General features: G+C 69.0%; 7 protein-coding genes and 6 pseudogenes. 6 read left to right on the forward strand and 7 right to left on the reverse strand.

Features of this window, described 5'->3' with window-relative positions; translation table 11 throughout:
- The first annotated feature begins 38 nt into the window (after positions 1-38).
- From H0I39_RS24500 to H0I39_RS20950, 4 genes and pseudogenes are all read left to right on the forward strand, one after another.
- Positions 39-717: pseudogene (locus H0I39_RS24500) on the forward strand (FMN-binding negative transcriptional regulator).
- A gap of 3 nt (positions 718-720) precedes the next feature.
- Positions 721-966 (forward strand): hypothetical protein, encoded by a 246-nt coding sequence (locus H0I39_RS20940; protein WP_180551523.1) that lies wholly within the window; start codon positions 721-723, stop codon positions 964-966.
- A gap of 86 nt (positions 967-1052) precedes the next feature.
- Positions 1053-2459 (forward strand): tRNA adenosine(34) deaminase TadA, encoded by a 1407-nt coding sequence (gene tadA, locus H0I39_RS20945; protein ID WP_180551522.1) that lies wholly within the window; start codon positions 1053-1055, stop codon positions 2457-2459.
- 67 nt (positions 2460-2526) lie between these two features.
- A pseudogene (locus H0I39_RS20950) lies at positions 2527-3506 on the forward strand (LD-carboxypeptidase).
- Between the two features lie 36 nt (positions 3507-3542).
- Here H0I39_RS20950 and H0I39_RS20955 read toward each other — a convergent pair.
- Complete coding sequence (locus H0I39_RS20955) at positions 3543-3797, reverse strand: hypothetical protein (protein WP_180551520.1); 255 nt, start codon at positions 3795-3797, stop codon at positions 3543-3545.
- Between the two features lie 349 nt (positions 3798-4146).
- On the opposite strand from H0I39_RS20955, the gene H0I39_RS20960 reads away from it, so the two are divergent.
- Complete coding sequence (locus H0I39_RS20960; RefSeq protein WP_180551519.1) at positions 4147-5160, forward strand: FHA domain-containing protein; 1014 nt, start codon at positions 4147-4149, stop codon at positions 5158-5160.
- 300 nt (positions 5161-5460) lie between these two features.
- Here H0I39_RS20960 and H0I39_RS20965 read toward each other — a convergent pair whose 3' ends face one another.
- From H0I39_RS20965 to mltG, 6 genes and pseudogenes are all read right to left on the reverse strand, one after another.
- Complete coding sequence (locus tag H0I39_RS20965; protein ID WP_180551518.1) at positions 5461-6132, reverse strand: ankyrin repeat domain-containing protein; 672 nt, start codon at positions 6130-6132, stop codon at positions 5461-5463.
- On the reverse strand, positions 6129-6935 hold the full coding sequence (locus H0I39_RS20970; protein WP_180551517.1) for a TatD family hydrolase: 807 nt from the start codon (positions 6933-6935) through the stop codon (positions 6129-6131). The genes H0I39_RS20965 and H0I39_RS20970 overlap by 4 nt, the downstream gene beginning before the upstream one ends.
- Before the next feature lie 124 nt (positions 6936-7059).
- Positions 7060-7436, reverse strand: a pseudogene (locus H0I39_RS20975) (PilZ domain-containing protein).
- An 18-nt stretch (positions 7437-7454) separates the two neighbouring features.
- A pseudogene (locus tag H0I39_RS20980) lies at positions 7455-8491 on the reverse strand (DNA polymerase III delta subunit-related protein).
- A pseudogene (tmk, locus tag H0I39_RS20985) lies at positions 8458-9101 on the reverse strand (dTMP kinase); the annotation flags it as partial. The pseudogenes H0I39_RS20980 and tmk, both read right to left, overlap by 34 nt.
- 17 nt (positions 9102-9118) lie before the next feature.
- A pseudogene (gene mltG, locus H0I39_RS20990) lies at positions 9119-10145 on the reverse strand (endolytic transglycosylase MltG).
- 85 nt (positions 10146-10230) lie between these two features.
- Between mltG and ygfZ the strand changes: the two are divergent.
- Positions 10231-11148 carry a CAF17-like 4Fe-4S cluster assembly/insertion protein YgfZ gene (gene ygfZ / locus H0I39_RS20995; RefSeq protein WP_308645954.1) on the forward strand — a complete coding sequence of 306 codons (918 nt, stop codon included), beginning with the start codon at positions 10231-10233 and terminating at the stop codon, positions 11146-11148.
- Positions 11149-11247: the final 99 nt, after the last annotated feature.

The raw sequence follows: 11247 nt of genomic DNA on the forward strand, positions 1-11247 counted from the left end.
CGCCGCTTGCCTTGCGCCAGAATCGTGCCTGCGGCCCGATGCCGCACACACGCCATGTACCTGCCCCTTACTTTGCCAGCCGCGACGCGCGCCTTGCCGCCCGCGTGATGCGCGAGCACCCGTTCGCCAGCCTGATCACCACCGACGACGAGGGCCTGCCCTTCGTCACGCACCTGCCGTGCACCTGCAGCCCCAGGCATCGCCCGATGGGGAAGACGCGGCGGGCTTCACGCTGCTCGGGCACGTGGCCCGGCCCAACCCGCAGTGGCGCCATCTGCAGGCGCGGCCGCGCGCGGTGGTCAGCTTTCTGGGGCCGCACGCCTACATGTCGCCGCAGGTGTACCCCGATCTGGCGCGCGTGCCGACGTGGAACTACGTCGCCGTGCACTGCACTGTGCAGGCCACCCTGCTGCCGCACAACGATGCGGCGGGCAAGGAGCGCCTGCTCAAATGCCTGATCGGCGACCACGAGCCGGCCTATGCCGCGCAATGGCGCGCGCTGGACGAAGAACTGGCGGGCAAGCTGCTGCAGGGCATCGTCGCGTTCGAGCTGACAGTGACCAGCTGGCAGTGCAAGCTCAACTGAACCAGCACCGGAAAGAGTCGCACGCGGCGCTGCACAGCGCCTGTGCCCAGGGCATGCCGAACGAGCGCGCGCTGGCAGGCTGGATGGAGACACTGGGCATGACGGACCGCATCAACCAAGGAGGGAACTGAGCCATGCGCATCTTCGGTTTGCTGGGCCTGGTGGCCGCGCTGGTCATCGTGGGCTTGCTGGCGAAGCAGCAACTGGGCGCCACGCGCGCCAGCGTGCCGGCGCCGCCGCCGCCCGCCGCATCGACCGGTGCCGATGCGCCGCCCGCCACCGTGCGCGACCAGAGCCGGCAGATTCAGCAGCAGTACAAGGAGGCGCTGGACGCCGCCATGAAGGCGCAGCCGCGCGACGTGCCTGACGATGCCCGGTGACGACGTGCGCGCGCGATTTCAAGCCAAATAGGCCTCCAGCGTCCGCCCATCAAGCGCCGGCAGCTATTGATATTGAAGCAACCACCATGCCCGAAGCCGTGCTGACCAACGATGCCGACGCCATGCGTCTGGCGCTGGCCGAAGCCCGGGCCGCCGCCGCCGCGGGCGAGGTGCCGGTGGGCGCCGTGGTGGTGAGGGACGGGCGCATGATCGCCACCGGCCGCAATGCCCCCATCGGCACGCACGACCCGAGCGCGCACGCCGAGATCGTGGCGCTGCGCGCCGCCGCGGCCGCGCTGGGCAACTACCGGCTCGACGGCTGCACCTTGTACGTGACGCTGGAGCCCTGCGCCATGTGCGCCGGCGCCATGCTGCACGCGCGGGTGGGGCGCGTGGTGTACGGCGCGGCCGACCCCAAGACCGGCGCCGCCGGCTCGGTGCTGAACCTGTTTGCCGAACCGCGCCTGAACCACCATACGCAGGTGCAGGGCGGCGTGCTGGCCGATGAATGCGCGGCGCTGCTGCGCGATTTCTTCAAGCCGCGCCGCGTGAACGCCAGCCCCTTGCGCGACGACGCGCTGCGCCCGCCCGACTCGGCGTTCAACAACTTGCCCGGCTACCCGTGGGTGCCGCACTACGTCTGCGATCTGCCGGCGCTGGCCGGCCTGCGCCTGCATTACCTGGACGAAGGCCCGCCCGACGCCCCGCGCACTTGGCTGTGCCTGCACGGCAACCCGGCGTGGAGCTACCTGTGGCGGCACATGATCCCCGTCTTCACCGCTGCCGGCCACCGCGTGGTAGCGCCCGATCTGATCGGCTTCGGCAAGAGCGACAAGCCGAAGAAGGAAGACGCGCACACGTTCAGCTGGCACCGTCAGGTGCTGCTCGAACTCGTCGAGCGGCTGGACCTGCACAACGTGGTGCTGGTGGTGCAGGACTGGGGCGGCCTGCTGGGCCTGACGCTGCCCATGGCAGCGCCCCGGCGCTACGCCGGCCTGCTGGTGATGAACACCACGCTGGCGACGGGTGAGGCGCCGCTGTCGGCGGGCTTTCTGGCCTGGCGCGACTGGTGCGCCAGGAACCCGGCGTTCGACATCGGCCGCCTGCTGGCGCGCGGCAACCCGCAGTTGAGCGCGGCCGAAAGCGCGGCCTACGGCGCGCCGTTCCCGGATGCCGGGCACCGCGCCGCGACGCGCGCGTTTCCGGCCCTGGTGCCCGAGCGGCCGGATGACGACGGCGCGGCCCTCTCGCGCGCCGCGCGCGACTTCTGGCAGCACGACTGGCAGGGCCGCAGCCTGATGGTGATCGGCACGCAAGACCCGGTGCTGGGCGAACCGGTGATGCGCGCGCTGCACGCCGACATCCGTGGTTGCTCCGAACCGTGGCTGCTGCCCGAGGCGGGCCATTTCGTGCCCGAGCATGGTCGCCAGATTGCCGAGCGGGCGCTGCGGCACTTCGCCTCACCGCCGCGTCAGCCGGGCGACGATCTATAATTTTGATAGCTGCCTGCGCAGGACTGGTCTGCGCAAAAGGCCAATTTGATTTGAAAGAAGCCGTGCCATGGCCCATGTCTACGTGTATTCCCCTTCCGGCGCTGTGCGCGACCGCGCGGCTTTCAAGCGCGGTGTGGCGCGGCTCAAGGCGCTGGGGCATGAGGTCGAGGTCGATCCCTCGGCACTGGCCAGCTGGCAGCGCTTTGCCGGCGACGACGACACGCGCCTGGCCGCCATCGGGCGGGCCGCGGCCAGCGGGGCCGATGTGGCGCTCATCTCGCGCGGCGGCTATGGGCTGACGCGCATCCTGGAGCAGATTCCGTACAAGGCCATGGCCCGCGCCATCGAGCGCGGCACGCGCTTTGTCGGCTTCAGCGACTTTACGGTGGTGCAGCTGGCGCTGATGAAGAAGGCCGGCGCCGTCACCTGGGCCGGCCCGGCGGTGTGCGAGGGCTTCGGCGCCACCGATGCCGGCGACGCGGCCGAAGGCCATGGCGGGCTGGGCAGTGCGAACGGGCAGGGCGGCCCCGACGAGATCATGCTGGCCTGCTTCGACGACATGGTCAGCGGCAGCAGCGAAGGCACGGGCTGGCGCCTGCCCGCCGCGGACATCGCCGCGCTGAACGGCAAGGACGGCCTGGTGGCGCGCCAGGCGCCGCTGTGGGGCGGTAACCTGGCGATGGTGCTGTCGCTGCTGGGCACGCCGTGGTGGCCCGAGGTGAAGGGCGGCGTGCTGTTTCTGGAAGACGTGGGTGAGCACCCCTACCGCATCGAACGCATGCTGCTGCAATTGCTGCACGCCGGCGTGCTGGCGCGGCAGAAGCTGATCGTGCTCGGCCAGTTCACCGAATACAGCCTGAGCGTCCATGACAAGGGCTATTCGCTGGCAAGGTCGTCGCGGAACTGCGCAGCCGGCTGAAGGTGCCCGTGCTCACGGGCCTGCCCTTCGGCCATGTGCCCACCAAGGTGCTGCTGCCCGTGGGACTGCCGGTGGACGTGCTGGTGGAGGGCAGGGAAGCGCTGGTGCTGTGGGGGCACCAGCACTGAACCGCAGCGCAGCCTGCCGCGGCCGGCCGCAGCCGATCAGGCCCGGATCGTGGTGGGGCGCGACACCATGCCCCTGGGCAACATGCCCTCGAACATGGCCGACAGGCTGACCATGCGCGTGCGCGCCACCTGCTCGCCATGCAGGCCGGCGAGGGCGGCCATCAAGTCGGCGCGGGCGTACCACAGCGCCAGGGCATCGCCACCGGCACGAATGCGGCGGGCGACCTGCGGGTATTGCTGCGCGCCGGGATCGCCCAGCATGTCCAGCATGGCCATGCGGATATCTTCCATCCGGTGCGCCAGGCGCTCCGCATCAGCTCCTGCGGCCTGGACAAGCGGCCATACAGGGCAGACACCCACCCGTGCTTGAACCATCTCATCGGTGTTGTTACCATGAAGTTTCGTTAATAACCAACGGTTACGATCATAGCGAAGCGCTTGTGCTGACGCCACCCTGACGCGGCGGACCAACCACGGATTCCGTGAAAAACAACGCGTTCGCCACCCTGGGCAGCATCATGCTTGGCCCCAAGGGCTGTCGGGTGCTATCATTTTTGAGGCCAATTGCCCGCGGCGAGACAAGGGAATTCCTGCCAATGCAACGGCTTTACATGACCGCTCCCATCGGAAACCAGTCCAGATGAACGTTCGCGCCACCATGGTCTTCATCGACCTCACCGGCAGCACTGCCGCGTATGAAGCGCTCGGGAACGCCCAGGTGGCCGATGTCATCTCCAAGGTGACACAGTGGATCGGCCGTGTGTGCGAGGCCCATGAAGGGCGCACCGTGAAGTTTCTGGGCGATGGCGTGCTGGCGCAGTTCTCGCGCAGTGCCAAGGCTGTCGAATCGGCCATCTTCCTGCAGCAAAGCCACACCGAACGCCTGGAAAAATGGCCCGAGCCGCTGCGCATGCGCCTGAAGATCGGCATGGCCTCCGGCGACGTGGTGCAGCGCGACGACGACGTGTATGGCGACCCGGTGAACCTGGCGGCACGCCTGTCCGACATGGCGGGTGCCAACGGCATCTGGGCAGACGAGGGCGTCATCGCCGAACTGCGCCAGGATCGCGAAGCGGCCGTCAAATCCGGCCACCTCGAACCCGGGGTGATGGACGCGGCGCGTTACCGCTCGCTGGGCATGATCAACGTGCGCGGATTGACCGAGCCCCGGTCGATCTTCCAGATCGAGTGGAGCGAGGATGTCACGACAGACTTGATGACCGTGCGCGGCATGTTGCCCGAGGCGCAACGTGCGGGTGCCGGCAGTGGCGGCAGCATCGCACTGGCCTGGTTCGGCACGACCCGGGTGTTCACGGCCGCACAACTGCCGGTGTTCATCGGGCGCATTCCGGACAGCGGCTTTGTCGTGAAGGACCAGCGGGTGTCGCGCAGCCACGCGCGCCTGGAGTTCATCAACGGTGCCTTCGTGCTGACCGACCTGAGCAGCTTCGGCACCTGGGTGCGTTTCAGCGAGAACCCCGACGCCGAAGTCCAGCTGCGGCGCAACGACTGCGTTCTGCACTCGACCGGCGAGATCGCACTGGGTGCGTCTTTCAGCGACTTCAGCGCGCCAGTGGTGGCGTTCAACGTCAGCTCCGGCGATTCAGCAGGCCAGGGGCCGTATCTGTTCGATGACGCGAGCGCAGCAATTTAGGTAGAGACCCAGATTGATCCTGCTTCACCTCGTTTATTATTAACATAATGCACATCGTATGAAGTGAAGCCACCGCGTCGGCCACCCGGCCACGTGGTGCAAAGCCGCGTCGAGCGAAGCCGCAAGCTGCGCGCCATGTACCGATCACTCGGCGGGTCGCGGGCCGACTGCGCGAAGCATCTTCACGTCACCGAGCGGTGTTTACGTAACCGGGAAGCTGGTCGCCACGCCATCCCGTTCGCGGCCTTCCGGCTGCTGCGCATCAGCTTAGTGCTTAGTGGTCTGCGCGCCGTCCGGCAATCACCACTGTCCGCGCGGCCCTTGCTTCTGCTGCGACCAGCGCAGCGCCGTTTCCATCAGTTCCACCGAATCGCGGCGCTCGGCGCGGCGGGCGAAGTCGAGGGCGCTCAAACCTTTCTGGTTGCGCATGTGGATGTCGGCGCCGGCTTCGATGAGCAGTTTGACGGCTTCCGGCGTGCCGTACGACGCGGCCATCATCAGCGGCGTGGTGCCGTTGGGCGATTGAGCGTCGATGAAGGCGTGCTCTTCGAGCAGCAGGCGCATGATGTCCAGATGACCGCCGGTGGCGGCGTAATGCAGCGGTGTCCAGCCGGGTTTGTTGACGTCGGCATCCCTGGCGATCAGCTGCCGCGCCAGATCGAGGTGGCCCTTCAGCGCGGCCATCATCAGCGGGCTTTCGTCCGTGGCGTTGCGGGTTTCGGGTTTCAGCCGCGGCGAATCGATCAGCAGCCTGGCCACACGCAGCGAGCCTTCCTGCAGCGCCATGTACAGGCCCGGCACGCCCTTTTCGTCCTTGGTGTTGGGGTCGACCCCGCTGGCCAGCAGGCTGCGCATGGCGACGTCGTTGTCCTGCTTGATGGCGCGGAAGAAGGCGCCGGAATCGGCCAGGGCGGCGACGGTGAACAGGCCGAATGCGACGGCAGTGATGCTCTTGCGGACGTTGCGGATCATGATGAAACCCTCGGAAACAAGCGGGTGAAATTGGCGCTGGTGATCTCGCCGATGCGTTCGACCGTGGTGCCGCGCAGCTCGGCCAGGCGCGCAGCCACGTGCGGCACGTAGGCCGGCGTGTTGACCTTGCCGCGGTAAGGCACCGGCGCCAGGTAGGGTGCGTCGGTTTCGATCAGCAGGCGATCATCGGGCACCAGCGCGGCCACCTCGTGCAGTTCGCGGGCGTTCTTGAAGGTGACGATGCCCGACAGCGACACGTAGAAGCCCAGGTCCAGCGCGGCGCGGGCCACCTCGCGCGTTTCGGTGAAGCAATGAAACACGCCGCCGGCACTGCCGGGGCCGCCCTCCTCGCCCTCTTCCTTCAGGATGCCGAGCGTGTCTTCGGACGCCGCGCGCGTGTGTATGACCAGCGGCACGCCGGCCTGCCGTGCGGCGCGGATGTGGGTGCGGAAACGCTCGCGCTGCCATGCCAGGTCGGCAATGCTGCGGCCGCCCTTGCGCTCTTCCATCTGGTAGTAATCCAGGCCGGTCTCGCCCACCGCCACCACGCGCGGCAGGCGGGTGGCGGCCACCAGTTCATCGACGCTCGGCTCGTGCACGTCCTCGCTGTCGGGGTGCACGCCGGCCGTGGCCCAGAAGTTGTCGTAGCGCGCGGCCAGCGCCTGCACCGACGGAAACTCCTCCATCGTGGTGCTGATGCACAAGGCGCGCGTGACTTGCGCAGCGGCCATGGCGGCGCGCAGTCCGGCCATGTCGCCCGCCAGTTCGGGGAATGTCAGGTGGCAGTGGGAATCGGTGAACATGCACAAGGCCAAGCGGCCGAACCCGTCGGCGCGCTGGCAGAAAAATGACTGATTTCGATGCTAGCACCGCCCATGCAGGCGCGCTGTCGGCGCGAGCCGCGTCCGGCCGGCCGCAGCCCCCGCGTCAGATGGTCTGCGTCGGTCGGTCCGAGCTCAGTGCGGAGCCGAGAATCTGCTCGATCTTGACCTTGAGCTGCTCCGACTTCTCGTCTTTCGGAAAGCGGATGCCCACGCCCTGCGTGCGGTTGCCGGTCGCGCGCGCCGGGGTGATCCAGGCCACCTTGCCGGCCACCGGGTAGCGCTGCGGGTCGTCCGGCAGCGTGATCAGCACGTACACGTCGTCGCCCAGTTTGTGATCGCGCGCCGAGGAATGAAGATGCCCCCTTCCGCGAACATCGGGATGTAGGCTGCGTACAGCGCCGCCTTTTCCTTGATCGCCAGCTGGATGACGCTGGGTCGGGGCGTGGACAGGGCGGCGTTCTGGCTCGGGCTGGTGGACATGACGGTGCAAAAAGGGGTTCAGCGACGCGAGTTTAGGGCCTGCCGTGCACTGCTGACCAGGAATTCTGTCGCCAAACCGGGGTTTAAGGGATGTTCGGCGGTGCGTGTCGACTGCGCCAGCTGCTGCCACCACTTGGTGAGCGCGCCCACGGGCAGCGGCCGCTCGGGCAGATCGGCGCGGTCGAAGAAGCGCGGCGCGGCACCCACCTGCAACGCCAGCAGGTCGTGGCACAGCTTCTGCAGCCGTGCCACGGCTTCGGGCAGTGGCAGATCGGCCAGCGCGCTGGCCTCGCCCTGCGCCAGTGCCCGTGGCAGCAGTGCCCAGCGGCGCGCGCTGTCCTTGCCCTGCGCCAGCGCCAGGGCTTCGGCCGGCCGCCCGCCGCCGGCGCGCAGCAGGGCGGCGCCCTCCCGGCCGCGATGCCCTGCGCGCTCAGCCACGGCAGCGCCTCGTCCGCGTCCGGCCACAGCAGGGTGTGGCCCAGGCAGCGGCTGCGAATGGTGGGCAGCAGCAGGTGCGCCGCGTCGGTGGCCAGCACGAAGCGCACGTCGCCCGGCGGCTCTTCCAGCGTCTTGAGCAGGGCGTTGGCGGTGACCTGGTTCATGCGCTCGGCCGGGTACACCAGCACCGCCTTGCCGCGCCCGCGCCCGCTGGTGCGCTGGGCGAATTCGATGGCGTCGCGCATGGCATCGACACGGATCTCCTTGCTGGGCTTGCGCTTCTTGTCGTCAATGTCGGATTGCGCCTTTTCGGGCAGCGGCCAGCCGCGCGCAATCATGTCGGTCTCGGGCATCAGCACCACCAGGTCGGGGTGCGTGTGCACGTCGATGCCGTGGCAGCTGGCGCACTTGCCGCACGCGCCCTGGGGCGTGGGGGCATCGCACAGCCAGGCGCGCACCAGGGCTTCAGCCAGTTCGAACTGGCCCAGACCCGACGGGCCCTGCAGCAGCCAGGCGTGGCCGCGCTGGGCCAGCAGGCTTTCCAGCTGGCGCGCAATCCAGGGGCCGGCGCGCTCACAGCCATCCTGCCCTGCACCGCCGCCTGCACGTCGCGCCACACGGCGTCGCGCGGCTGATCGGCGTCGATGCGGGCGAAGCGCGCGGGGCCTCGCCGGCGCGGCGGGCGTAGCCGGCGCGCACGGCGTCGAAGAAGGCGGCCGGTTGCGCCTCGAACTTGTCGGGCACACGCGCGCCCACCAGGCGCTCGGCGGCCACGGCGGGTGGCAGATCGAACCAGATGGTCAGATCGGGCTGCAGCAGCGGTTTATGGGTCAAATCGGCCTCCAGCTCCCGTGTATCCTGCACCAGAAGCTCCAATTTTGATAGCGACTGCCAGTCGAGCCCGCGCCCGCCGCCCTGGTAGGCAAAGGTCGCGTCGGTGAAGCGGTCGCACAGCACCGCGTCGCCGCGTGTCAGCGCCGGGGCGATGACCTGGCGGATGTGGTCGCGCCGGGCGGCGAACATCAGCAGCGCCTCGGTCAGCGCGTCCATGGGCTGGTGCAGCGCCAGCGCGCGGATCTGCTCGGCCAGCGGCGTGCCGCCGGGCTCGCGCGTCAGCACCACGGTGCGGCCGGTAGCGCGCAGGGCGTCGGCCAGCGCGTCGATGTGGGTCGACTTGCCGGCACCGTCGATGCCCTCGAAGCTGATGAACAGGCCCGTCTGCGCCATCGTCGCCATCGCCGCCATCAGTTGCCGCTGGCGGCCGGAGCCGGGGCGGGCGCGCCGCCGCCGCGCTGGTACTTGTTGACCGCACGGTTGTGGTCCTGCAGCGATTCGCTGAACTTGCTGCTGCCGTCGCCGCGCGCCACGAAGTACAGCGACTTGGTCTGCGCCGGCTGCACCGCCGCCATCAGCGAGGCCTTGCCGGGCATGGCAATCGGCGTAGGCGGCAGGCCGGCGCGGGTGTAGGTGTTGAAGGGCGTGTCGGCGGTCAGGTGGCTGCGGCGCAGGTTGCCGTCGAACGCATCGCCCAGGCCGTAGATCACGGTCGGGTCGGTCTGCAGCCGCATGCCGATGCGCAGGCGGTTGATGAACACACCGGCGATCTCGGGCCGGTCGCCGGCCTGGCCGGTTTCCTTCTCGACGATGCTGGCCAGGATCAGCGCCTCGTCGGGCGACTTCAGCGGCAGGCCGGGCGCGCGCGCGTCCCAGGCGGCCTGCAGGCGCCGGTCCATCAACTGCAGCGACTGGCGCAGCACGTCCACATCGCTGGCGTTCTTGAAGTAGTGGAAGGTGTCGGGGAAGAAGCGCCCTCGGGTGCCACGCCCGGCTTGCCCAGCGCCTTCATGATCTCGGCCGGCGCCATGCCTTGCGTGTCGTGCCGCAGATGCTCGGCTTTGGAGAGCGCGTCTCGGAACTGCTTGAACGTCCAGCCTTCCACCAGCGTCACCGTCAGCACGATGCGGTCGCCGCGCACCAGCTTGCCCAGCAGGTCGCCCGGCGTCATGCCGCGCGTGACGGCGTAGTCGCCGGGCTTGATGGTCTGCTCGCCCACCGCGAAGCGGAAGAACGCGTGCAGCAGATCGGCGTTGGTGCGCACGCCGCCTTCCACCGCCTTGGCGGCGGCGGTGCGCAGCGAGGCGCCCTGCGGCACGCTGATCTCGACCTTCTCGGCCGCCAGCGGCAGCGCTGCTGCGTCCACCACCAGGCCCAGCCGCCGGCCGCCAGGGCCAGCGCCAGCAGCAATGCCAGCAATTTGAATAGGGTTCGCACGGGGCTATGAACGTCCTGAAAACGAGCCGGCCATGATAATTCAGCCCATGTCCGAGTCCGTATCTGCCTTTCCCGCCGTCGCCGCATCGAACGGCATCGCCCCCTGTCCCACCTGGGCGTCATCCGCGCCCGGGGCGAAGACGCCGCCACCTTCCTGCAGGGCCAACTGACGCAGGACGTGGTGCTGATGAAGCAGGGCGAGGCGCGCCTGGCCGCCTTCTGCAGCGCCAAGGGCCGCATGCTGGCCAGCTTTCAGGTGCTGAAGACCGCGCCCGACGAACTGCTGCTGGTGACCAGCGCCGACACCCTGCCCGCCACGCTCAAGCGCCTGTCGATGTTCGTGCTGCGCGCCAGGCTCAAACTGAGCGACGCGACCGGGGATTACGCGGTCTGGGGGCAACTCGGCGAAACTCCTGATTTGATAGCTGCCAGCGCCGATGGGGCGGGCGCTGAGGCCCAAAACGATGCCGAAAAACCAGCGCACCGCATCGCCCTGCCCGCCGCAGGCGGCGTGGCACGCACGCTGTGGTTGGCGCCCGCCGGCAGCGCCCTGCCCGCCGGCGTGGCGCCCCTGACCGAAGCCGACTGGCTGCTGGCCGAGGTGCTGGCCGGCGTGGCGCGCATCACGCCGCCGGTGGTCGAGGCCTTCGTGCCGCAGATGCTGAACTACGAAAGCGTGGGCGGCGTGAACTTCAAGAAAGGCTGCTACCCCGGCCAGGAAGTGGTGGCGCGCAGCCAGTTCCGCGGCGCCATCAAGCGGCGTGCCTACGTCGGCCACGTGGCGGGTGCGGCGCAGGCAGGGCAGGAGGTGTTCTCGGCGGCCGACCCCGATCAGCCCGTGGGCCAGATTGCGCAAGCCGCCGCGGCAGACGACGCTGCAGCGGTGATCGCCGTGCTGCAGGTGGCCGAGGTGGCGGCTGGCGCCGCACTGCACGTCGGCAGCGCCATCGGCCCGGCGCTGACGGGGCTGGCGATTCCGTACCCGCTCGCGGAAGACATCTGAGCATTTGCTGAAAACCCCGGCGCGAGAGGGCTCTGGCCCGCGACCTGGAAGCGCTGCAACGGCGCACTTTCCAAGCGTCGCCACCCACAAGCGCGGCCG

It is taken from the genome of Ottowia beijingensis, from assembly GCF_013423955.1.
GTDB lineage: Bacteria > Pseudomonadota > Gammaproteobacteria > Burkholderiales > Burkholderiaceae_C > Ottowia > Ottowia beijingensis.

Excerpts from the sequence above, each read along its gene's own strand:
- H0I39_RS20940 (WP_180551523.1), top strand. The coding sequence starts at position 721 with ATGCGCATCTTCGGTTTGCTGGGCCTGGTGGCCGCGCTGGTCATCGTG.
- tadA (WP_180551522.1), top strand. The coding sequence starts at position 1,053 with ATGCCCGAAGCCGTGCTGACCAACGATGCCGACGCCATGCGTCTGGCG.
- H0I39_RS20955 (WP_180551520.1), bottom strand. The coding sequence starts at position 3,797 with ATGGAAGATATCCGCATGGCCATGCTGGACATGCTGGGCGATCCCGGC.
- H0I39_RS20960 (WP_180551519.1), top strand. The coding sequence starts at position 4,147 with ATGAACGTTCGCGCCACCATGGTCTTCATCGACCTCACCGGCAGCACT.
- H0I39_RS20965 (WP_180551518.1), bottom strand. The coding sequence starts at position 6,132 with ATGATCCGCAACGTCCGCAAGAGCATCACTGCCGTCGCATTCGGCCTG.
- H0I39_RS20970 (WP_180551517.1), bottom strand. The coding sequence starts at position 6,935 with ATGTTCACCGATTCCCACTGCCACCTGACATTCCCCGAACTGGCGGGC.